Annotated in this window: 16 protein-coding genes; 10 read left to right on the forward strand and 6 right to left on the reverse strand. The window is 68.3% G+C overall.

Features of this window, described 5'->3' with window-relative positions:
* The first annotated feature begins 196 nt into the window (after positions 1 to 196).
* Together ACFT7S_RS32180 and ACFT7S_RS32185 are read left to right on the forward strand one after the other, a co-directional pair.
* Complete coding sequence (locus ACFT7S_RS32180; RefSeq protein ID WP_382737826.1) at positions 197 to 673, forward strand: ATP-binding protein; 477 nt, start codon at positions 197 to 199, stop codon at positions 671 to 673.
* Positions 674 to 866: 193 nt separating this feature from the next.
* Complete coding sequence (locus ACFT7S_RS32185) at positions 867 to 3,431, forward strand: SpoIIE family protein phosphatase (protein WP_382737875.1); 2,565 nt, start codon at positions 867 to 869, stop codon at positions 3,429 to 3,431.
* A 117-nt stretch (positions 3,432 to 3,548) separates the two neighbouring features.
* Here the strand turns inward: ACFT7S_RS32185 and ACFT7S_RS32190 are convergent, their stop codons facing one another.
* The 6 genes from ACFT7S_RS32190 to ACFT7S_RS32215 all read right to left on the reverse strand — a co-directional run bounded on the left by ACFT7S_RS32190 (position 3,549) and on the right by ACFT7S_RS32215 (position 10,760).
* Entirely contained in the window at positions 3,549 to 4,259 is a 711-nt protein-coding gene (locus tag ACFT7S_RS32190) for a PspA/IM30 family protein (protein WP_382737828.1), read from the reverse strand.
* Positions 4,260 to 4,404: 145 nt separating this feature from the next.
* The gene (locus tag ACFT7S_RS32195) at positions 4,405 to 6,519 is read right to left on the reverse strand and encodes a TPM domain-containing protein (RefSeq protein WP_382737831.1); all 2,115 of its coding nucleotides are present in this window, start codon (positions 6,517 to 6,519) and stop codon (positions 4,405 to 4,407) included.
* 312 nt (positions 6,520 to 6,831) lie between these two features.
* Entirely contained in the window at positions 6,832 to 7,608 is a 777-nt protein-coding gene (locus ACFT7S_RS32200) for a succinate dehydrogenase/fumarate reductase iron-sulfur subunit (protein ID WP_382737834.1), read from the reverse strand.
* The gene (locus ACFT7S_RS32205; RefSeq protein WP_382737837.1) at positions 7,605 to 9,617 is read right to left on the reverse strand and encodes a fumarate reductase/succinate dehydrogenase flavoprotein subunit; all 2,013 of its coding nucleotides are present in this window, start codon (positions 9,615 to 9,617) and stop codon (positions 7,605 to 7,607) included. The genes ACFT7S_RS32200 and ACFT7S_RS32205 overlap by 4 nt, the downstream gene beginning before the upstream one ends.
* The gene (locus tag ACFT7S_RS32210) at positions 9,618 to 10,460 is read right to left on the reverse strand and encodes a hypothetical protein (RefSeq protein WP_382737840.1); all 843 of its coding nucleotides are present in this window, start codon (positions 10,458 to 10,460) and stop codon (positions 9,618 to 9,620) included.
* 66 nt (positions 10,461 to 10,526) lie between these two features.
* Positions 10,527 to 10,760, reverse strand: a complete 234-nt coding sequence (locus ACFT7S_RS32215) for a hypothetical protein (RefSeq protein WP_382737843.1) — start codon at positions 10,758 to 10,760, stop codon at positions 10,527 to 10,529.
* A 299-nt stretch (positions 10,761 to 11,059) separates the two neighbouring features.
* Between ACFT7S_RS32215 and ACFT7S_RS32220 the strand changes: the two genes are divergently transcribed.
* From ACFT7S_RS32220 to ACFT7S_RS32255, 8 genes are all read left to right on the forward strand, one after another.
* Positions 11,060 to 13,546, forward strand: a complete 2,487-nt coding sequence (locus ACFT7S_RS32220; RefSeq protein WP_382737846.1) for an ABC transporter substrate-binding protein — start codon at positions 11,060 to 11,062, stop codon at positions 13,544 to 13,546.
* A 421-nt stretch (positions 13,547 to 13,967) separates the two neighbouring features.
* Positions 13,968 to 15,842, forward strand: a complete 1,875-nt coding sequence (typA, locus tag ACFT7S_RS32225) for a translational GTPase TypA (protein ID WP_382737848.1) — start codon at positions 13,968 to 13,970, stop codon at positions 15,840 to 15,842.
* Between the two features lie 370 nt (positions 15,843 to 16,212).
* Positions 16,213 to 16,767, forward strand: coding sequence for a hypothetical protein (locus ACFT7S_RS32230; protein ID WP_382737851.1), 555 nt, complete (start codon positions 16,213 to 16,215; stop codon positions 16,765 to 16,767).
* A 457-nt stretch (positions 16,768 to 17,224) separates the two neighbouring features.
* Positions 17,225 to 18,862: an ABC transporter substrate-binding protein gene (locus ACFT7S_RS32235; RefSeq protein ID WP_382737854.1), complete on the forward strand. Its 1,638-nt coding sequence runs from the start codon at positions 17,225 to 17,227 to the stop codon at positions 18,860 to 18,862.
* Positions 18,863 to 19,032: 170 nt separating this feature from the next.
* Positions 19,033 to 19,965, forward strand: coding sequence for an ABC transporter permease (locus ACFT7S_RS32240; protein WP_382737857.1), 933 nt, complete (start codon positions 19,033 to 19,035; stop codon positions 19,963 to 19,965).
* Positions 19,958 to 20,905, forward strand: coding sequence for an ABC transporter permease (locus tag ACFT7S_RS32245; RefSeq protein WP_382737860.1), 948 nt, complete (start codon positions 19,958 to 19,960; stop codon positions 20,903 to 20,905). Before ACFT7S_RS32240 ends, ACFT7S_RS32245 begins: the two co-directional genes overlap by 8 nt.
* 11 nt (positions 20,906 to 20,916) lie before the next feature.
* Positions 20,917 to 21,975: an ABC transporter ATP-binding protein gene (locus tag ACFT7S_RS32250; protein ID WP_382737863.1), complete on the forward strand. Its 1,059-nt coding sequence runs from the start codon at positions 20,917 to 20,919 to the stop codon at positions 21,973 to 21,975.
* A complete protein-coding gene (locus tag ACFT7S_RS32255; protein ID WP_382737866.1) occupies positions 21,968 to 23,110 on the forward strand; it encodes an ABC transporter ATP-binding protein in 1,143 nt (380 codons plus the stop codon). Before ACFT7S_RS32250 ends, ACFT7S_RS32255 begins: the two co-directional genes overlap by 8 nt.
* Positions 23,111 to 23,153: the final 43 nt, after the last annotated feature.

The raw sequence follows: 23,153 nt of genomic DNA on the forward strand, positions 1-23,153 counted from the left end.
TGGAGCAGATCAGCGAGGACGCGAGACGACTTGAGGAGGGGGAGCACGTCAGCGGCCCGCATTCACCGCCTCCAGGGGCGTACCGGCGTACACCCGTACGCCCTATGCGCCGCCCGGGGCGGTAGCTCGCACCTAATGACGGGTATGTGCTGGTTATTCCCCTTTCCGGGGAGAGCCCTGTTGCTGGTCTTGGGAAGTGATCGGCGTGATCGACACCGACGGCGACTGCGCTGCCTGGACTTTTCCGGCGGTTCCCGGCTCCGTGCGCAGCGCCCGGCATGCGGTCCGTGACACCCTGCGCTCCTGGGGGCTCGACGGAGCGCTCGCCGATGTGACCGAACTGCTCGTCAGCGAGTTGGTGACCAATTCCCTGCGCTATGCCTCCGGACCCATCGGTGTACGGCTCGTGAGGCCCCGTCCCGACAGTGGTGCCGAGGCCGACAGTTCATCTCCGTCGACCGACAGTTCGTCTCCGTCCGGGTCGCCCGCCCCGCCCGGACTGCTGGTGGAAGTCTCCGATCCGCTTCCGGATGTGCCCACCGAACGCAGTGCGGGACCGGATGACGAAGGGGGCCGCGGACTGCAGCTGGTGGCCGGTTCCGCGCGCCGCTGGGGGACCCGCCGAGGAAAGAGTGGCAAGACCGTGTGGTTCGAGCTGGCTCTCCCTGGTTAGGAGTGGGGTGGGACGCACAGCGATCACCAGAGGTCGGGCAGAACCTGGCTGAAAGGGACTGAGACCTTGCTGTGATCGTGAACGCCGTGTCGGTAAGGGCCGTAGTGCTGAATACTGCGGGCAGGACCGGTCCGGTGTGTGAGCTGGAGGGGACGGTCGCGTGAGCGAGATACCTGGGACAGCGGGCGACATCGTGTGGCAGAGCAGCCCACCTGGCTCGATCTATGACTACGTCAGGATCGCCTCCTTCTCGATCGGGCCCGACGGGCTGATCGAGCAGTGGAGCCGGCGTGCCGCCGGTCTGTTCGGCATGGCCTCTCACGAGGTGGTGGGCAGGGATCCGGTCGATGCGTTCATGCCTGCCGAGCTCCGGGACGAAGGCCGCCGGAGGGTCGCCGAGATCCTCGACGGCAAGGAGTGGACGGGCTTCGTCCCGTTCCGGATGCCGGGCGAGGACGGTGCGCACGGTGTTGCCGAGATCTATGTCATGCCGAGCGAGACGGCGAGCGGAGAACGGGCCGCGCTCTGCATCGTGGTCGACGTCCGGGCCTTGCGTCTGATCGAAACGGACCTTGCGGCATCACAGGCCATATTCGGCCAATCTCCTTTCGGTTTCGTGCTGTTCGGTACGGACTTCACCGTCGTACGGGCCAACCAGCGGTTTGCCACCGTCTTCGGCGGGGAAGCCGACGACCATCGCGGGCGCACGGTCGACGACTACCTCTCCGGCCACGAGGCCGACCGGTTGTCCAGCACTCTGAAGCGTGTGCTGGAGACCGGGGAAGCCGTCACCGACCTCCAGCTGGTGGGCAGCGCACCCGGTGCCGGTGACAGCCGCCACTGGTCGATGAATCTCTACCGGGTGCACAGCGGGGCCGGGCGGCCCGTCGGTGTCGCGGGGCTGGCCACCGACGTCACCCGCCGGCACATGGCCGCCCGTGAGGCAGCCAGCGCCCGCCGCAACCTCGCCCTCCTCAACGAAGCCGGCGCACGCATCGGCAACTCCCTGGACCTGGAGACCACCGCTCGCGAACTCCTCGACGTGGCCGTGCCCGGTTTCTGTGACCTCGCTTCCGTCGATCTGTACCAAGGACTGCTCACGGGCGAAGAGGCGCCGCCCGGCAGCTGGGGCTCACGCAACCGGGAGTCCGGCGGCTCGGCCGAACTGCGCCGGGTCGCCATGGCCAGCGCCGTCTCCGACGCGCTGTCCGCCACCGAACCGGAGAGCGCCGCACCCGACGGGCGCACCGGCCCACCTGCCCTCGGCTCGGTCCACCGCTATCCGTTCCACTCACCCTGCGCCGTCGCCCTGCGCACCGGACATGTCGAGGACGTGCCCGGCGACGACAGCAGCTTCGTCCACTCCACGCTCGCCGTGCCGATGGTCGCCCACGACACGGTCGTCGGCCTCGTCCAGTTCTCCCGGACGAAGGGCAGCGAGTCCTTCGGCGAGCGGGACCGGGCACTGGCCACCGAACTGGCCGCCCGGGCCGCCGTCTGTATCGACAACGCCCGCCTCTACCGCCGCGAGCACGAGCGCGCCCTGATCCTCCAGCGCAGTCTGCTCCCCCCGGGCGACCCCGAGGCCGCAGGCCTCGACATCGCCTGCCGCTATCTGCCGGGCAATACGGCCACCGAGGTCGGCGGCGACTGGTTCGACGTGATCGAACTCCCCGGCCACCGCACCGCCCTCGTCGTCGGCGACGTCATGGGCCGCGGTCTGCGGGCCGCCGTCGCCATGGGAGAGCTGCGCACCGCCGTACGGACGCTGGCCCTGCTCGACCTGGAACCCGCAGAGGTGCTGTCCGCCCTCGACGAGGTCGCCCGCGGCCTCGGTACCCCCGGTGGTGGCGACCGGAGCGACGGCTTCGGCGGAGGCGGCGGCGCCCAGTGGCCCTCGCGGGCCGCCCACAAGTCCCGTGAGGCGGATCTCTCCGAGGTCTATCTGGCGACCTGCGTGTATGCCGTCTACGACCCGGTCACCCGTCGGTGCACGTTCGCCAACGCCGGTCACCTCCCTCCTGTCGTGGTCGAACCGGGCGAACCGGCACTGCTGCTCGACGTCCCGCCCGGGATGCCGCTCGGCGTCGGCGGCGAACCCTTCGAGGAAGTCGAGGTGGAGCTCAGGGAGGGCGCCCTCCTCGCCCTCTATACGGACGGCCTCGTCGAATCCCGCGACCACCCGCTCGACGAGGGCCTGGAGGCACTTCGCGAGGCCCTCACCTCACCGGTCCGGCCGCTGGAGGACGTCTGTGACCATGTGCTGACGACACTGGACACCCGCCACGGCGAGGACGACATAGCTCTGCTGATGGCCCGCATCCAGGGACTGCCGGCGGACGCGATCGGAGACTGGACCCTGCCGCGCGAACTGCGCTCCGTCGGCCGTGCCCGTGAACTGGCCCGCACGCAACTGCTCGCCTGGGGCCTGGACGACCTGGTGGACACCACCGAGCTGCTCGTCAGTGAACTCGTCACCAACGGGCTCCGGTACGGCGAGGGCGAGATCCGGCTCAGACTGCTGCGCGACCGTACGCTCGTGTGCGAGGTCTGGGACGCGGGCCTCGTCCAGCCTCGGCGACGGCGGGCACGCGACACGGATGAGGGCGGGCGCGGGCTGCAACTGGTCGGGCTGCTGAGCGCGGCGTGGGGGTCGAGGCGGACCCCGCGCGGCAAGACGGTCTGGTTCGAACTGGCGCTGCCCGACGGAGCACCTGCCGCCGAGCTCTCGGTCGAGCAGCTGCTGAGTATGTACTGAGCATGAGCATGTGCTGAGTCCCCCTCGGGTTCAGCGGGTCGGAGTGCGATTCGATGCGCCGGCGGGATGCCACCGGCGCGTTATCGCGGCGTCTTATACGGCTTCTACGCGGCTTCTTCAGGGCGCCTTCAGGGCGGCGAGGCGGGCTTCGATCTCGGCGCTGTCGCCCAGGCTGTCCAGTTGCTCGAACTGGGCGTCCAGTGACGACGCGGCGAGCTCCTGCTTGCCCACGGCCCTGGCCTCTTCCCGCCGCACCTTGTCCTCGAAGCGGCTGAGTTCGCTGGTCGGGTCGAGGACGTCGATGCTCTTCACGGCGTCCATCATCTGGTTCTGCGCCTGCGCTGACTTGGCGCGCGCCACGAGCTCGTCACGCTTGGACTTGAGCTCCGTCAGCTTGGTCTTCATCTGGTCCAGGCCGGACTTGAGCTTGTCGACCACCGCTGTCTGAGAGGAGATGGTCGGCTCCGCGGTCTTCGCCTCATTCTCCGCCTGGAGCTGGCGCTGCAGTGCGACCTTCGCCAGGTTGTCGAACTTGTCCGCCTCCGCGGCCGAGCCGGCGCCGCGCAGTTCGTCGGCCTTTCTGCTGGCGACGAGGGCCTTCTGCCCCCACTCCCTGGCCGCGTCGACATCCTCCCGGTGGTCCTGCTCCATCAGCCGGAGGTTGCCGATGGTGGCGGCGACCGCCTGCTCGGCCTCCGCGATATTGCTCGTGTAGTCGCGGATCAGCTGGTCCAGCATCTTCTGCGGGTCCTCCGCCTGGTCCAGCAGGGCATTGATGTTGGCCTTCGCCAGCTGAGTGACGCGGCCGAGGATGGTCTGCTTGGTCATGGCACCTCTCCTTGGGTGAAGAACGACTGACGACAGAAGAACGACTGACGGCCTACGACGAACGAAGACATCCGGCGGAGAACGAACGAAGGCATGCGGCGGAGAGCAACCAGCCCGAAGCGAAGGACGAGCCGTACGCCGCCGGTCAGAAGCGCCCGCCGCCGCCCCGACGGCCGCGTGTGCCCCCGCCGCCGAAACTGCCGGGCCCGCCACCGAACCCGCCGCCCCCGGAACCCCCGAACCCCCCTCCGAAACCGCCGCTCCTGCCCCGGCCGCCCCCGCCGCCGCCGAGAAGTCCGCCGAGGATGATCCCGCCCAGCACTGCCCCGCTCATCCCACCTCCACCTCCTTGTACACCGCCCGGTCCGATCTGGTTCCCATAGCTCCGTACGTCCTGCTCGGCCAGGCTCTGGGCCTGACCGGCCAGCGCGTCCGCCTGCTGCGCCTCGGCCAGCGCGCCCTGCGGATCGTCCGAGCCCGCCAGTTCCCCGGCCCGCTCCCACCGCCGCTGGGCCTCCGCCAGCCGGGTGCGGGCCTGGCTGCCCACGGCACCCCGGTGCGTGGTGATGAAGTCGGCGGCGGCGGCGATCGTGGCACGTGCGGTGAGCATCGCCTGATCGAGGAGCGAGCGGGCCCGGAGACTTCCCTGCTCCCGCTCACGGGCCCCCGTCAGCGCCTCGTCCAGCGCGGCGTCCGCCTCCTCGACCCTGCGCAACGCGTCGATCGGGTCGTACGGACCGGCTGCCAGCTCCGCCCGTACGTCCTCGACTACCGCCTCGGCGCGGGCGATCCGGCCGCGCAGATCGGCGGTCGAAACCCCCTCGGCGGTGCCTTCGAGGAGCCCGCCGGCATCCGCCAGATCCGTCTCGGTCTCGGTGAGCGAGGCCGGCAGTTTGCCCGCGGCCTCGGCGAGTTCCGTGGCGCGCCGGTCCACGGCGTCGACGAGCGTGGCCGCCTGCCCGACCGCGCCCTCGGCCGCCCGTACATATACGGCGGCTTTGGAGTTGTCCCCGCCGTCCACGGCCTGGCGGGCCTCGTTGAGACTGGAGGTCGCGAAGAGGAGCCGGTCCTTGGCCTGTTCGATGCCGCTTGCGACCGGAGCGGCAGCCGATTCCGCGTACCGGCTGCGCATGCCCGCGAGGGTCGCCTCCGCCGTGGAGATCCGGCCTGCGAGCTCCCGGAAGGCCGACTCGGCGGTGGCCAGGGCCTGCGGAGCGGTGCGTTCGAGGGCTCGCAGCCGGTCGAAGTCCTCCGACACGGTGTCCAGACGTTCATTGGCCTCCGCGCAGCGGCTGATGATCTCGTCGAGCATCCGCCGACGCGTCGCGTCGTCCTCCGGGAACGCGTCGTCGAGTTGCTGCCGCAACCGGAACGCTGCCGTCAGCTCCGTCTTGGCATGGGTGACCGCTTCCGTGAACGGGACCGCCGCCTCTTCCCCGAACTGCGCGGTGGCAAAACCGAGTTCTTCCTCGCTCGTGCGCACCGCGTCGTCCGTATCCACCAGCACTTCCTTGGCCCGCGCGTCGAGCTCCGGCAGCGGAGTCGGCGGCTCCGCGCCCGAGCCCCAGCCGGTCGCGGCGGGGGTGGTGCGGCCCGAAGCGCGTCGCTTGCGCCGCGTGTACGCGTAAACGGCGATCGCACCCGCCCCGCCGACGAGCGCCACCGGCAGGATCAGGTCCCCGGCGCCGCCGCCGTCGGAACTGCCCGTTCCGGGATCGGCGGCGCCAGGAGTGAGGGTGGGAGTGGGCACGGGCTGTCCGGCCAGCACCGCGGAGTAGCCGTTGGCGGCTCCGATGGCGGCACCCGCCCAGTCGTTCTCCGTGAGGGCGGGCTCGATGGCGGTGCTCGCCACGTCCCGCAACTGCTCGTCGGTGAGCCGCGAACCCGCGTCGACCGAATAGGCGTACTGCCGGTCGTGCGTGGCCACGGCCAGCAGCACGTCCTCCTGTCCCAGGCCGTTGCGGTCGGCCGTCTCATCGGCCCAGGTCTGCGCGGACCGGCCGGAGAAATCGCGTACGTACACGACGAAGAGCTGGATGCGGCGGTCCTCGTAGAGCGAGTCGAGCGCGGCCTCCACCGGCTCCTCGCGGTCTCCGACCGCCCCCACCTTGTCGGTGATCTGCCCCGCGCGGGACAGGGTCACAGGGTCGTCGGCGCGTGCGGTCAGCGCGGGGAGCAGGACCAGCCAGCACACCGCGATCAGCGCGGTGAGGAAGGCTCTGCCGAATCCGGACATCCGGGTACGACTCGCAGGCGGCATCACATTTGGGAGGCTATGTCCGGCCTTCCGTGTCCGCGACCCGGAGCACCCGGCAGGAGCGCCGGGCGGCTTCGCCCCGCCGCCGGCGGCGGGGCCGGTACCTGACTACCCTCGCCGCCGGCCCGGGTCGGATACTCCAGCGGCCGTTCCGGACCGGCGGCTTCCGTACGCGGGTGCGTCCGCTGCTCGCCAAGGAGCGGTGCGGGTCAGCTTGCCCTGGTCAGGAACGGTAGTACTCCCACTGCGTCAACATCGACACCGTTGGAAAGCCGGATCGGGACCCTCGGGGCCGGTCTGGGTGCCGGCTGACCCTCACGCCTGGTCCCGGCGGCGGCCGATCCTGTTGCCCAGCCAGACCAGCGGGTCGTACTTGCGGTCCGCGGCGCGCTCCTTCAGCGGGATCAGTGCGTTGTCCGTGATCTTGATGTTCTCGGGGCACACCTCCGTACAGCACTTCGTGATGTTGCAGTAGCCCAGACCGTGCTCCTCCTGCGCCGTCGCCTTCCGGTCGAGGCCCGACCGGGCGGCCGCGTCCAGGGGATGCATGTCCAGCTCGGCCACTCGCATCAGGAAGCGCGGACCGGCGAACGACGCCTTGTTCTCCTCGTGGTCGCGCACCACATGGCAGGTGTCCTGGCACAGGAAGCACTCGATGCACTTGCGGAACTCCTGCGAGCGTTCCACGTCGATCTGCTGCATCCGGTAGTCACCCGCCTTCACCCCCTCGGGCGGCACGAAGGCGGGCACTTCCCGCGCCTTGGTGTAGTTGAACGTCACGTCCGTCACCAGATCGCGGACGACGGGGAAGGCCCGCAGTGGTGTGACAGTGATCGTCTCCTGGCGGTCGAACACCGACATCCGCGTCATGCACAGCAACCGCGGCCGGCCGTTGATCTCCGCGCTGCACGACCCGCACTTGCCCGCCTTGCAGTTCCAGCGGACCGCGAGATCGCCCGCCTGCGTGGCCTGGATGCGGTGGATGATGTCGAGGACGACTTCGCCGTCGTTCACCTCGACCGTGTAGTCCTCCAGGCCGCCGCCGTCGGTGTCCCCGCGCCAGACCCTGAACCGCGCGTTGTAGCTGCTCACTCGTACAGCTCCTCTTCGGCGAGGTACTTGACCAGCTCTTCCTTCTCGAACAGGGCGAGCAGATCCGGACGGATGGGGTCGGTCGACTTCTTCACGAGCTCGATTTGGCCGCGCAGCGGGTCCTCCGGTTGGCCGCGCAGCGGGTCCTCCGGCGCGGGGCCGTCCCCGGACGGGCGCTCCTCCTCCGGGCCGGCCAGCCGGCACAGCAGATTCACCGGGCGCCAGGAGCGTTCCATCGTGGGGCAGTCCTCACGGGTGTGACCGCCCCGGCTCTCGGTGCGCTCCAGCGCCGCCCGCGCGATGCACTCGCTGACCAGCAGCATGTTCCGCAGGTCCAGGGAGAGGTGCCAGCCGGGGTTGAACTGCCGGTGGCCCTCGACCGCGGCGCGGTGCGCCCGTAGGCGCAGTCCGGCCAGCTTTTCCAGGGCCTGTGCCATCTCGGGCGCGCGGCGGATGATGCCGACCAGGTCGTTCATCGTCTGCTGGAGTTCCTGGTGCAGGGTGTACGGATTCTCGGCGACGGCCCCGTTCTCCAGGCCCTCCGCGGCGAACGGACGCAGGGCTTCCGCCGCGGCCGCGTCGATCTGCTCCTCGTCCACGACCGGGAGAGCGGCGAGCCCTGCTGCGTACTCGGCTGCGTGCAGTCCCGCCCGCCTCCCGAAGACGAGCAGGTCGGAGAGGGAGTTGCCGCCCAGCCGGTTGGAGCCGTGCATACCGCCCGCCACCTCGCCCGCCGCGTAGAGCCCGGGTACGGCGAGCGCGGACGCGCTGTCGGATTCGACGGCGATCCCGCCCATCACGTAGTGACAGGTCGGCCCGACCTCCATCGCCTCGGCCGTGATGTCGACGTCCGCCAGCTCCTTGAACTGGTGGTACATCGAGGGCAGCCGACGGCGGATCCGGTCCGCGGGCATCCGGGTCGACACATCCAGGAACACCCCGCCGTGCGGTGAGCCGCGGCCGGCCTTCACCTCGGAGTTGATGGCACGCGCGACCTCGTCGCGCGGCAGCAGCTCGGGCGGGCGGCGGTTGTGGTCCGGGTCCTCGTACCAGCGGTCGCCCTCCTCCTCCGACTGTGCGTACTTCTCCTTGAACACATCGGGGACGTAATCGAACATGAACCGCTTGCCCTCGGAGTTGCGCAGCACCCCGCCGTCGCCCCGCACCGACTCGGTGACGAGGATGCCCTTCACCGACGGCGGCCAGACCATGCCGGTCGGATGGAACTGCACGAATTCCATGTTCAGCAGGGGCGCACCGGCCAGCAGGGCGAGAGCGTGGCCGTCGCCGGTGTACTCCCAGGAGTTCGACGTCACCTTGAAGGACTTGCCGATCCCGCCGGTGGCCAGGACGACCGCGGGCGCTTCGAGCACGAAGAAGCGGCCGGACTCGCGCTCGTAGCAGAAGGTGCCGCTGACCCTCCCTCCGAGCCTTCGGCCGGGGGTGACCCCCACCTCGCTTCGCTCGCCCTCCTTGAGGATGCGGGTGACCGTGCACTCCTGGAAGACCTTGAGGCGCGCCTCGTAGTCGCCGGTCTCCCGGAAGTCCTCCTGTTGCAGCGCGACGATCTTCTGCTGGAGCGTGCGGATCAGTTCGAGGCCGGTACGGTCCCCGACGTGCGCGAGCCGCGGATACTCATGGCCGCCGAAGTTGCGCTGGGAGATCCTGCCGTCGGGCGTGCGGTCGAAGAGCGCGCCCCAGGTCTCCAGCTCCCAGACACGGTCAGGGGCCTCCTTGGCGTGCAACTCGGCCATCCGCCACTGGTTGAGGAACTTCCCGCCGCGCATGGTGTCGCGGAAGTGCACCTGCCAGTTGTCCCCGGAGTTCACATTGCCCATGGACGCGGCGATGCCGCCCTCCGCCATGACGGTGTGGGCCTTGCCGAAGAGCGATTTACAGATGACCGCGGTACGGGCTCCGCGCTCCCGGGCCTCGATCGCGGCCCGCAGACCGGCGCCGCCGGCTCCGACCACCACGACGTCCCACTGCTGCCGTTCGAGCTCAGTCATTCAGAAAAACCTCGGATCGTCGAAAGCGCCGGACGCGACGAGATAGACGTAGAAGTCGGCCACCGCCACGCTGATCAGGGATGCCCAGGCGAGCTGCATGTGCCGGCCGTTGAGCTTCCCGGCCCAGCCCCAGAGCCGGTAGCGCACAGGGTGCTTGGAGAAGTGCCGCAGCCGGCCGCCGATGATGTGCCGGCAGGAGTGGCAGGAGAGGGTGTACGCCCAGATCAGGGCGATGTTCACCAGGAAGATCAGGGAACCGAGACCCATGTGTCCCCAGGCGTAGTGCTCGTCGCGGAAGGCGAGCACGGTGTCGTACGTGAGGATTCCGGCGACCGGGAGCGCCGCGTAGAAGAAGTACCGGTGCATGTTCTGCAGGATCAGCGGGAAGCGGGTCTCCCCGGTGTACGAGGTATGCGGCTCGGCGACCGCGCAGGCCGGGGGCGAGGCCCAGAAGCCGCGGTAGTACGCCTTGCGGTAGTAGTAGCAGGTCAGCCGGAAGCCCAGCGGGAAGATCAGGACGATCAGGGCAGGGGAGAGGCCCCACCAGCTGCCGAAGATCTCCCAGTTGGGGCCCGAGCGCATCGGCGCACAGTTCTCCGCCAGACAGGGCGAGTAGAAGGGCGATACGTACGGGGCGGCGTAGTAGTCGGCGTTGGCGAAGGCCCGCCACGTCGAGTAGACGATGAAGGCGAGCAGTCCGCCGGCCGTCGCGGCGGGCGCCAGCCACCAGCGGTCGGTGCGCAGATGCCGGGCGGCGATGGTGGCGCGCGAGGCGTGGCGGACGCCGGTCCGCGCCGGGGGCGGATGCGGTGGTTGTGTGCCTGGTTCCGTACCGGTGGCCAAGGAGTGCTCCTCGGGACTGGGTGGCTGGGCCGTGAAGGGGGCCTGTCGCTGGACCAGGCCCAGACCCTAGGGGGCGTGCCTGCCGCGGACTCCCAGACCTTCGTCGTCCGAGTCCGTCCACAGCGTGGCGTCGTACGGCGCCTCGGTGATGGTGACCATGTCGGCAGGGTGGTCCGGGGCGCCGGTCCGGCCCGCCGTGTCCTCGCGCAGGCGCGCGAGGCTGCGCTCCAGCCGGCCGACGGTGCGGACCAGGTCGTCGAGACAGTGTTGAACGGCCGTCAATTCCTCGTGCAGGGACATGACTTGCCCTCACTTCCGCGATGGCGGGTGGCAATGCTCATGCGCATGCGAGTGTCGCGCGTCACATCTGCTTTGTGAAGGGAGCGCGCATTCCTGTCTCGGTGCGGCCGGGGCCGGACCCGTTCCGCCGCCCGGGTGAGGTTCGCGGCGCGGCGCGCCGTTCCTGCGCCACCTCTCGCGCGGAGGCGCTTTCAGTGGATGGACGGAACCAGTGTGATCAACTGCAAATGCCACCAAATACTAAGAATCCGATCCATTCCGGTACGGGGTGGACCGGGTCGGCCCCGGAGGTATCAGCCATGTCCCACGTCGGCGTCCCGCGCGGGACGGCCCGAAAACGCCGCTCCCTCGCGCTCCTCACGACGGGTGTGCTCACGATCCCGGTGCTGGCCGGATGCAGCTCGGGCAGCGAGGAGACCTCCTCCGCGGCTCCCCAGGACATCGCCCCGGCCGCCCGGGACCTGGTGCGGGACGGCGGCACGGTCAACTGGGCGATCGACTCGGTGCCCAGCACCCTCAACGCCTATCAGGCGGACGCCGACGGTTCGACCGCGCGCGTCACCGGCGCCCTGCTGCCCTCCCTCTTCCCGATGGACGCCAAGGGAACACCGCGGCTCAACCCGGACTATCTGGAGTCCGCGAAGATCATCGAGCGGGAACCCAAGCAGGTCGTGCTCTACAAGCTGAACCAGCAGGCGGTGTGGAGCAACGGGCGGGAGATCGGGGCCCCCGACTTCGTTGCCCAGTGGCGTGCGCTGAGCGGCAAGGACTCGGCGTACTGGACCGCGCGCACCGCCGGCTACGAGCGGATCGAGAAGATCGAGCGCGGACGCGACGACCTCCAGGTCCGGGTGACCTTCGCCAAGCCGTACGCGGACTGGCGCTCGCTCTTTTCGCCGCTGCTCCCGAAGGAGGTGACCGGCTCTCCGGACACCTTCAACGACGGTGCGCGCACCACGCTCAAGGTCACCGCAGGACCGTTTCAGCTGCGCGGTGCGAGCAAGAGCAAGGACCAGCTCACCCTGGACCGCAACCCGCGCTGGTGGGGCGACGAGCCCAAGCTCGACTCGCTCGTCTTCCGCGCGGTCAAGCCGAGCGACCGCACCGACGCGCTGGCCAGGGGCACCGTGGACATCGCGGACGTCGACGCCGCCGCCGCGCACCGGATCGCCCTCGCCGCCCGCGACGGCGGCGGCAACGGGCAGCCGCTCGCGCACGGCCCGGGCGCGGCTCTCACCCCCGCCGCCGCGCTGCACTCCTGGGCGCTGGCTCACGGCTCGGACGAGGAACAGGTGGAGGCCGCGCAGGCCGCCCGTAAGAGGAACAGGGAAGCCGTCGCCTCGTACGCCACCGAGCAGAAGTCCCTGCGCGACTACGCCGTACGCAAGTCTCTGGAGCCCGCCTATACGCAGCTTGCGCTGAACGGCGAGTCCGGGCCGCTCTCGGACGACCGGGTACGCCGTGCGGTGGCCCGCGCCCTGGACCGCCAGGAGCTCGCCGAGACCGTCCTGAAGCCGCTCGGACTGCCCGCGGAACCGCTCGGCAGCCACCTCGCGCTGACCGGGCAGTCCGCTTACAAGGACGGCAGCGGCGCACTCGGTGGCCAGGACACCAAGGAGGCGCAGGCACTGCTGGCCGACGCGGGCTGGACGCACGCCGGAGCGGCGGAGAAGCCCAAGGACACCAAGGCGGGCAGCGAGGCCGACAAGAAGAAGGCCCCGGAGAAGGGCGCCGAGAAGGAGAGCAAGAAGGACGCCGACAAGGCGGCGGAGGAGAAGGAAGGCAAGACGGAGAAGGAGGGCAAGGCCGAGAAGAGCGACACCGCCGCCCGGGCGGGCAGCGGCGAGCCGGCCCGCGACGAGGGCATGTACATCGTCGGCCAGGACGACAAGCCGGGCGAGCGCCGCGACGAGGGCCCCGCCATCCACATCCTCGCCCCCGCGCCGGCCGCCGGCGCCCAGAGTGCCGCCCTGCTGCGCCAGGCAGGCATGTTCACGGAAGCCAAGGCCGCACACACCAAGGACGCCGACACCAAGGACGCCGCCGACACCAAGGACGCCAGGGGCACCGCGGACACCAAGGACAACGACAACGGCGACACCGACTCCGCAGCCGACGCCTCCAAGGTCACCGCCCAGGACAAGAAGCCCGGCGGCGCAGCCGGTGCCTACGCTCCCGTCGGCACCGCCGCCCCCGCGCCCGCCTCCATCCGGGGCCCGCTGGGCAAGGACGGCGTGCCGCTGTCCTTGCGCTTCGTCCTCCCGTCCGGGCCGGGCTCCCAGGCGCTCCGCAGCGTCGGCGAGAAGATCGCCGCGATGCTGGAGTCGGTCGGCATCCGTGCGGAGATCACGAAGGTCGCCGACGAGAGCTACTTCAAGGACCACATCGCATCCGGCGACTACGACCTGGCGCTGTACTCCTGGCCCGCGACCGCCTACCCGGCGACCGACGGCCGCCCGATCTTCGCCAAGCCAGAACCCGCCACCGACGGATCGCTGCTGGTCGAGCAGAACTACACCCGGGTCGGTACCGACCACATCGACCAGCTCTTCGACCAGGCGGTCTCCGAACTCGACGAGGGTGCCGCCCGGGATCTGATGAAGCAGGCCGACGCACGGATCTGGGCCGCGGCAGGATCGATTCCGCTCTACCAGCGGCCGCAGCTGGTGGCGGCCGACAAGAAGCTGGTCAACGTCGGCGCCTTCGGCTTCGAGGCACCCCATTACCAGGACATCGGTTTCAAGAAGCCGCAAGCGGCAGGTTCCCCCGCGAACCGTAAGAAGTAGCAGGTCACGTCTGCCCAAGGACTGCCTGAAGCTCAGAAGCAGCTCAATTCCCTTGCCCGCCGGACCCCCCGGCGGGCAAGGTGGTTCATGCCCTGACCCGGGCTGTTCGTCCTCCCCACACCCCCCACCGGCGAGCGCGATCTCCTCCCGCGCTCGCCTGCGTTTCCCCGCGCTTCCCCGCGTTTTCTTGTGGTTCCCTGCGTTTTTTGCGCCCCGTTCCGGGCGTGCACCGGCCGGGTAATGACTTAATACCGGCTGAATATCGGCTGAATCCCGGTCTCGCGGATCGGCCCGGGAAGCCCCGGACGCGCCGGGCCCGTACCATTGGACTAGCCGTGGCGTGTCCGCCCGGCGGGCGTACGAGGACTCGAGACCGACTGAGACGCCTGATCCCACGATCCGAGAGAAGCGCAAGCCACCCATGCCCACGCGCCACGACATCCGTAACGTAGCCATCGTCGCCCACGTCGACCACGGCAAGACCACGCTGGTCGACGCCATGCTCAAGCAGGCCGGCGCCTTCGCCGCGCACGCCGCGGAGCACCTCGACGATCGCATGATGGACTCGAACGACCTGGAGCGTGAGAAGGGCATCACGATCCTGGCCAAGAACACGGCCGTCAAGTACCACCCGAAGGATGGCGGCGACGTCATCACCATCAACATCATCGACACCCCGGGCCACGCCGACTTCGGCGGCGAGGTCGAGCGCGGTCTGTCGATGGTGGACGCGGTCGTGCTGCTCGTCGATGCCTCCGAGGGCCCGCTCCCGCAGACCCGGTTCGTGCTCCGTAAGGCGCTCACCGCCAAGCTGCCGGTCATCCTCTGCATCAACAAGACCGACCGTCCGGACTCCCGGATCTCCGAGGTCATCGACGAGACGTACGACCTCTTCCTGGACCTGGACGCCGACGAGGACCAGATCGAGTTCCCGATCGTCTACGCCTGCGCCCGTGACGGCGTCGCCTCGCTGACGAAGCCGGAGGACGGCACTGTCCCGCCGGACAGCACCAACCTGGAGCCGTTCTTCAACACGATCCTCTCCACGGTTCCGGCCCCGGAGTACGACGCGGACGCCCCGCTGCAGGCCCACGTCACCAACCTGGACGCCGACAACTTCCTCGGCCGTATCGCGCTCTGTCGCGTCGAGCAGGGCGAGCTGCGCAAGGGCCAGACGGTCACCTGGATCAAGCGTGACGGCACGATGTCCAACGTCCGTATCACCGAGCTGATGATGACCGAGGCGCTCACCCGCAAGCCGGCCGAGATGGCGGGCCCGGGCGACATCTGCGCCATCGCCGGTATCCCGGACATCATGATCGGCGAGACCCTGGCCGACCCCGAGAACCCGATCGCGCTGCCGCTCATCACGGTCGACGAGCCGGCCATCTCGATGACCATCGGCGCGAACACCTCGCCGCTGGTCGGCAAGGGCGGCAAGGGCCACAAGGTCACGGCCCGCCAGATCAAGGACCGCCTCGACCGCGAGCTGGTCGGTAACGTCTCGCTGCGCGTCCTGGACACCGAGCGCCCGGACGCCTGGGAGGTGCAGGGCCGCGGTGAGCTCGCTCTGGCGATCCTCGTCGAGCAGATGCGCCGTGAGGGCTTCGAGCTGACCGTCGGCAAGCCCGAGGTCGTCACCAAGCAGATCGACGGCAAGACGCACGAGCCGATCGAGCGCATGACCATCGACTCGCCCGAGGAGCACCTCGGCGCCATCACGCAGCTGATGGCGACCCGCAAGGGCCGCATGGAGACGATGACGAACCACGGTTCGGGCTGGGTCCGCATGGAGTGGATCGTGCCGTCCCGCGGCCTCATCGGCTTCCGTACGGAGTTCCTGACGCAGACCCGCGGTACGGGCATCGCGCACTCGATCTTCGAGGGCCACGAGCCCTGGTTCGGCGAGCTGCGTACCCGTCACAACGGCTCGCTGGTCGCGGACCGTTCGGGCACGGTGACGCCGTTCGCGATGGTCAACCTCCAGGAGCGCGGTGTCATCTTCACCGAGGCCGGCACCGAGGTCTACGAGGGCATGATCATCGGCGAGAACTCGCGCGCCGACGACATGGACGTGAACATCACCAAGGAGAAGAAGCTCACCAACATGCGTGCGGCTTCCGCGGACACCACCGAGAACGTGGTGCCCGCGCGCAAGCTCTCGCTGGAGCAGTCCCTGGAGTTCTGCCGCGACGACGAGTGCATCGAGGTGACCCCGGAGACCGTGCGTATCCGCAAGGTCGTCCTGGACGCCAAGCAGCGCGGCCGCACCGCCTCGCGCGCCAAGAACGGCTGACACCTGGTCGGGTAACCCCACCACCGAAGGCCCTGCCGGTCCCCCTGAGTGCCTTTCAGGGGAGGCCGGACGCATGGCCCGTCCCCCGCGAATCCGCGGAGGGCGGGCCATGCGTCGTGTGGTCACCCGCGGCGCCGGCCGCGGTCGGCTGGAACGCCGATGTGCACATGTGAACGAATAACCGGAGCGCCTCCCGCCGGTTTTGCTACGCGTGTGCTCCGTGACGGAAAGCTCAATGTTCCCTCAGAATGCTGGAACTACAGGATTCGATGGGGTCATAGTTGTCGTGGACGGACCAAACGGTGTGGACCAGATTGCGATGCGAAGCTTTGACCACTTCGCATAAGCGAGGGGGAAAATGAGAAAGTTCATGGCGGTTGCTCTGGTGGGGGCAGCATCCGCAGTGCTGGCGGCGCCGGCGGCGGCAGCTCCGTTGAGCAACGACCCGATGTGCGGTCCGGGGACGACGAGGCTGGTCTGGACCGGCGTGGAGAAGACGTGGGTCGTCACTCACCGCAGCGTGCCCGGCGCGGCCACCGAGGCGGGCGAGGTGCAGAAGGTGGATGAGGTGGCGGCCTTGGTGAAGGCGACGGCTGGGGCGAAGATCAGCGGGGCGGTCGTCCTTGCCGGCCTTGAGGAGTCCATGGGCCTCGAACTCCAGGCGGAGGGAAAGGTGACGAACGCGAGGCCTGAAGCTGTCTCCTTCGATGTGCCGAAGGACGGTACGTACGTCTTTTACTTCGGCGTCGAGAAGGTGAGCGGGTACTACACGCAGTACCGCTGCGACGGTGGCACCAAGTGGCTGAGGACCGAGCGGTACGGCAAGGCTCAGAGCTGGGCGCGCGACGTCGAGGGCGGTCTGCTCTGCAGCACGAAGCCGCCCAAGGCTTCGCTCGCGGCCGTGGTGAAGAAGAAGTACTGCTGATGATGGTCAACCGGCTTTGGCCGGCAGGCGTGTTGGCGACCTGATGTGATGGGGGTCGGCAGCGCGCCTGTCCGGCGCCGTGGAGCGATGATGCGAGTGCCGATCGCCCCGCGTGCGCAACTCCGTTTTGTGAGCGGAGTGTCCGGTTATCGGGCCTCGCTCTCCGGAACATGTGTTAAGGGTCCGTTTCGGGGGTGTCTGTCTAGGATCAGTTTGTCCGCATTTCGGTCACACGACCCCTGCTGATGTTGTCAAACCGAGACCCTTTAAGTGTGGTTTACAGCCTGGGCGTACCCAATAGTTGGCTCCATTGAGCTCGGGTCAATGGGTCACGCACTGTGGGGAGTGCCGACTCACGAGCACACTCGGGGCACTGAATCGATCGCCGTCAGGGGTGTCGGTAGATCTCTCCAGTGCCCCTCTTGTAGTCAAAAGTGGACTCATGAGGAGGAAACCCATGCGCGGTGCCAAGAGCGCCAAGTGGGTCGCGGGAGCGGCAATCATCGCCCTGGCCGCGACTGCCTGTGGCGGCGGCGAAGGCAATGACAAGGGCAACGAGGGTGCCAAGGGTGCAGTTGACCCCAACGGCATCTTCTCCATCGAGGTCGGTGAGCCGCAGAACCCGCTGCAGCCGGCGAACACGATGGAGGCGAACGGCAGCATCGTCACCGACGCGATCTTCTCGCAGCTGGTCGACTACGACCCGGCCGGCAAGCTTGAGATGATCAACGCCGAGTCGGTCGACTCCACGGACTCCAAGCTGTGGACGGTCAAGCTCAAGAAGGACTGGAAGTTCCACGACGGGACCCCGGTCACCGCCGAGTCCTACGTCAAGGCGTGGAACTGGGCTGCGAACATCACCAACGCGCAGACCAACGCGTCCTGGTTCGACGGCATCAAGGGCTTCGCCGACGTCCACCCCGCGAAGGAGGGCGCCAAGCCGAAGGCCGACGCCATGTCCGGCCTGAAGGTCGTGGACGACTACACCTTCACGGTCGAGCTCGACACCCCGCTTCCGTACTTCGCGTACAAGCTGGGCTACACGGTCTACTCCCCGCTCCCCGAGTCCTTCTACGCGGACCCGAAGGCGGCCGGCGAGAAGCCGGTCGGCAACGGCGCGTACAAGTTCGAGAGCTGGGACCACAAGAAGCAGATCAAGGTCGTCCGCAACGACGACTACAAGGGTCTCGACAAGGCGAAGAACGGTGGTGTGATCTTCAAGAACTACACCACCATCGAGACCGCCTACGAGGACCTGAAGTCGGGCAACGTCGACGTCCTCCGCCAGATCGGCCCGAAGGACCTTCCGGTCTACCGTGCCGACCTCGGTGACCGCGCTGTGGACAAGGCGTACTCCGCCATCCAGACGCTCGGTGTCGCGATGTACCAGAAGCAGTGGAAGGACACCGACCCCAAGGTCCTCCAGGGCCTGTCGATGGCCATCGACCGGGACACGATCACCAAGACGGTGCTCCAGGGCACCCGCGAGCCGGCCACCGGCTGGGTCGCCAAGGGCGTCCTCGGCTACCAGCCGAACGTCGCCGGTGACGTCACCAAGTACGACCCGGCGAAGGCCAAGGCCCTCATCAAGGAGGGTGGCGGTGTTCCGGGTAACAAGGTCTTCATCCAGTTCAACGCCGACGGCGGCCACAAGGAATGGGTCGAGGCCGTCTGCAACAGCATCACCCAGGCGACCGGCGTCGAGTGCGCCGGCGACTCCAAGGCCGACTTCCAGGCCGACCTGGACGCCCGTGACGCCAAGCAGGTCAAGTCCTTCTACCGCGGTGGCTGGGTGCTCGACTACCCGGTGAACGCCAACTTCATCAGCGACCTGTTCCGTACGGGTGCGGCCGGTAACAACGGCTTCTTCTCGAACAAGGGCCTCGACGCGAAGATCAAGGCCGCGGACACCGCGCCCTCGCTCGACGAGTCGGTCAAGGCGTACCAGGAGGTGGAGAAGGAGCTGGTCAACTACATGCCGACCATTCCGCTCTGGTACTACAAGGTCAACGCCGGCTACTCGGAGAAGGTCCAGAACGTCGACTATGCACAGGACGGCGACCCGATCCTGACGCAGGTCGAGGTCAAGAAGTAACCACCGACGTAGTCCGCAGGCCGGTGATGGACCGACACTGACATCGGTTCTGCGACGCCAGCCTGCACGCAGTGGCCGGGGGGCCCTTCCGCGACACCGACGACCCCACGAGGGGGTCGGTGACGAGGGAGGGCCCGTCGGCTGCGGCGTGCCACTTACATGGAGGCACCATGGGGCGCTATGTCGCACGACGACTGCTCCAGATGATCCCGGTCTTCATCGGGACAACTCTGCTGATCTTCCTGATGGTCTACACGCTGCCCGGCGACCCCGTGCGGGGGCTCTTCGGGGACAAGGGTGCGGACCCCGCGACCCTTGCCGCCATGCGGCACCAACTCGGCCTCGACCAGCCGATCCTGGTGCAGTACTGGGAGTACATGAAGGGAATCGTCCTTCACTTCGACTTCGGCACCCAGATAGCCAGTGGCCGGCCGGTCACCGATGTGCTGGGTGACGCGTTCCCGGTCACAATGCGGCTCGCCGCGATGGCGTTCCTCATCGAGATCGTTCTCGGTCTCGCCCTGGGCATGGCCGCCGGTCTCCGCGCCGGCCGTCTGACCGACAACGTCGTCCTGGTACTGACGCTGCTGATCATCTCGATCCCGGTCTTCGTGCTCGGCTTCATCGTCAAGTCGGTGTTCGCCTTCGAGCTCGGCTGGATCGCACCGAACGTCTCCAACGACGCGACGTGGGGCGAGCTGTTCACCCCGGCGATCGTCCTTGGCTCGCTCTCCCTGGCGTACGTGGCGCGACTGACCCGTACGACGATGGCGGAGAACCTGCGCTCGGACTACATGCGCACGGCCGTCGCCAAGGGTCTTCCCAGGCGCCGCATCGTGGGTGTCCACCTGATGCGCAACTCGCTGATCCCGGTCGTAACCTTCCTCGGCACGGACCTGGGTGCCCTCATGGGCGGCGCGGTCGTCACCGAGGGCCTGTTCAACGTGAAGGGCATCGGCGGCACGATCTACGAGTCGATCGTCCGCCGCGAGGGCACCACCCTGGTCGGACTGGTCACCGTGCTGGTGCTCGTCTACCTCTTCATGAGCTTGCTCGTCGACCTGCTGTACGCGGTCCTGGACCCGAGGATCCGGTATGCCTGACCTGACCAAGACCGCTCCCGCGCCCGACGAGGCCGTCGCTCCTGTCGCGGGCCCCTCCGAGGCCGTCAAGGCCGACAAGGCGCGCAGCCTCTGGGGCGACGCCTGGCAGGACCTGCGGCGCAACTGGTACTTCATCATCTCCGCCATGCTCATCGTGGTCCTGCTTCTGATCACGGCGTTCCCGGGCCTGTTCACCAGCGCCTCGCCCACCACGGGTGACCTGGTGCACCACTTCCTGGGCAAGCCCGAGCTGAGCAAGATCGGTTCGCCCGAGTGGTTCGGTTACGACGGCCAGGGCCGCAGTGTCTACGCCCGCGTCATCTACGGCACCCGTGCCTCGGTGATCGTCGGCGTCGCGGTGACGCTCGTGGTGACCCTGTTCGGCGGTCTGATCGGCATGCTGTCCGGCTACTTCGGTGGCTGGATCGACGCGGTGCTCTCCGGGTTCACCAACATCTTCCTGGGCCTGCCCTTCCTGCTCGGCGCGATGGTCGTCCTCCAGTCGTTCACCGAACGGTCGATCACGGTGGTTGTCTTCGCCCTGGCGTTCCTCGGCTGGACCCAGATCGCGCGTGTCATGCGCGGTGCGGTGATCACCATCAAGCAGTCGGACTTCGTCCAGGCGGCCAGAGCCCTCGGTGCGAGCACGCCCCGCATCCTGTTCCGGCACATCCTGCCGAACGTCATGGCCCCGGTGATCGTGGTCGCGACCATCTCGCTCGGTGTGTACATCTCGGCGGAGGCGACCCTGTCCTACCTGGGTCTCGGCCTGGCCTCGCCGACCGTTTCGTGGGGTATGGACATCTCCGGTGGTTCGGCTCAGATCCGGGTGGCCCAGCACATCCTGATCTACCCGTCGATCATGCTCAGCATCACCGTTCTGGCGTTCATCATGCTCGGCGAAGCCGTCCGTAACGCCCTCGACCCGAAGACGCGATAAGGAGGGCGCACGTGACCACCATCGACAAGACCGCAGAAGTCCCGTCCGCGCGCTCGGGAGACGACCACGTCGGCCCGCTGCTCGAAGTCCGCGACCTGCACGTGGAGTTCCACACCCGCGACGGTGTGGCCAAGGCCGTCAACGGCGTCAACTACAGCGTGGACGCCGGTGAGACGCTCGCCGTCCTCGGCGAGTCGGGCTCGGGCAAGTCCGTGACGGCGCAGGCCATCATGGGCATCCTCGACATGCCGCCGGGCAAGATCCCGCAGGGCGAGATCTTCTTCCGCGGCCAGGACATGCTCAAGATGTCCAACGAGGAGCGGCGTAAGATCCGCGGCCAGAAGATTGCGATGATCTTCCAGGACGCGCTGTCCTCGCTGAACCCGGTCCTCTCCGTCGGCTACCAGCTCGGCGAGATGTTCCGGGTCCACCAGGGCCTGTCCAAGAAGGCGGCCAAGGCCAAGGCCATCGACCTGATGGACCAGGTCAAGATTCCGGCCGCCGCGGCCCGTGTCTCGGACTACCCGCACCAGTTCTCCGGCGGTATGCGCCAGCGCATCATGATCGCCATGGCGCTGGCCCTGGAGCCGGACCTGATCATCGCGGACGAGCCGACCACGGCTCTGGACGTGACGGTGCAGGCGCAGGTCATGGACCTGCTCGCGGAGCTCCAGCGCGAGTACAACATGGGTCTGATCCTGATCACGCACGACCTGGGTGTCGTCGCGGACGTCGCCGACAAGATCGCCGTGATGTACGCGGGCCGGATCGTCGAGACCTCTCCCGTGCACGAGATCTACAAGCGCCCGGCGCACCCGTACACCAAGGGTCTGCTGGAGTCGATCCCGCGCCTGGACCAGAAGGGCCAGGAGCTCTTCGCGATCAAGGGCCTGCCGCCCAACCTGCTCCACGTGCCCTCGGGTTGTGCGTTCAACCCGCGCTGCACGATGGCGCAGGACATCTGCCGTACGGACATCCCGGCCCTGCGCCCGGTGACCGAGCAGGACGGTACCGATCTGGTCGGCCGCGGCAGCGCCTGCCACTTCTGGAAGGAGACGATCCATGGCTGACATCAAGAACGAGCCCGTGGACGCCACCCCGAACGTCACCGAAGTGGCGACTGTGGACGCGGCCAGCGAGGCGGAGGCCGTAGCCGCCATCGACGCGCCCGTGTCGCAGGGCGAGCCCATCCTTCAGGTGCGCAACCTGGTCAAGCACTTCCCGCTGACCCAGGGCATCCTGTTCAAGAAGCAGGTCGGCGCGGTCAAGGCGGTCGACGGTGTCTCCTTCGATCTCTTCGCGGGCGAGACGCTCGGCATCGTGGGCGAGTCCGGCTGTGGTAAGTCCACGGTCGCCAAGCTCCTGATGACGCTGGAGCGGGCCACCGCGGGCGAGGTCTTCTACAAGGGCCAGGACATCACCAAGCTGTCGGGGCGTGCGCTGAAGGCGGTGCGCCGCAACATCCAGATGGTGTTCCAGGACCCGTACACCTCGCTGAACCCGCGTATGACGGTCGGCGACATCATCGGCGAGCCGTACGACATCCACCCCGAGGTCGCGCCCAAGGGCGAGCGGCGCCGCAAGGTGCAGGACCTCCTGGACGTCGTGGGTCTCAACCCGGAGTACATCAACCGCTATCCGCACCAGTTCTCCGGCGGTCAGCGCCAGCGCATCGGCATCGCCCGCGGCCTCGCGCTCAACCCGGAGATCATCATCTGCGACGAGCCGGTCTCCGCGCTCGACGTGTCGGTGCAGGCGCAGGTCATCAACCTGATGGGGAAGCTCCAGGACGAGTTCAACCTCTCCTACCTCTTCATCGCGCACGACCTGTCGATCGTCCGGCACATCTCGGACCGGGTCGGCGTCATGTACCTCGGCAAGATCGCCGAGATCGGTACGGACGAGCAGATCTACGAGCACCCGACGCACCCCTACACCCAGGCGCTGCTGTCGGCGGTTCCGGTTCCCGACCCGGAGGCCCGTGAGGGCCGCGAGCGGATCATCCTCTCGGGTGACGTCCCCTCGCCGGCGAACCCGCCGTCGGGCTGCCGCTTCCGTACCCGGTGCTGGAAGGCCGAGGACAAGTGCGCCACGGAGGTGCCGCTGCTGGCGATCCCCGAGCGCTTCAAGGGAGTGGACTCCCCGGTCGCGCATGAGTCGGCGTGTCACTTCGCCGAGGAGAAGGACGTCGTTCACGCGGCATAGTTTTTCCCTTCGCTCAGCACAAAACCGCCGGGCGGGCTCGGAT

The organism is Streptomyces sp. NPDC057136 (assembly GCF_042670885.1).
Classification (GTDB): Bacteria; Actinomycetota; Actinomycetes; order Streptomycetales; family Streptomycetaceae; genus Streptomyces.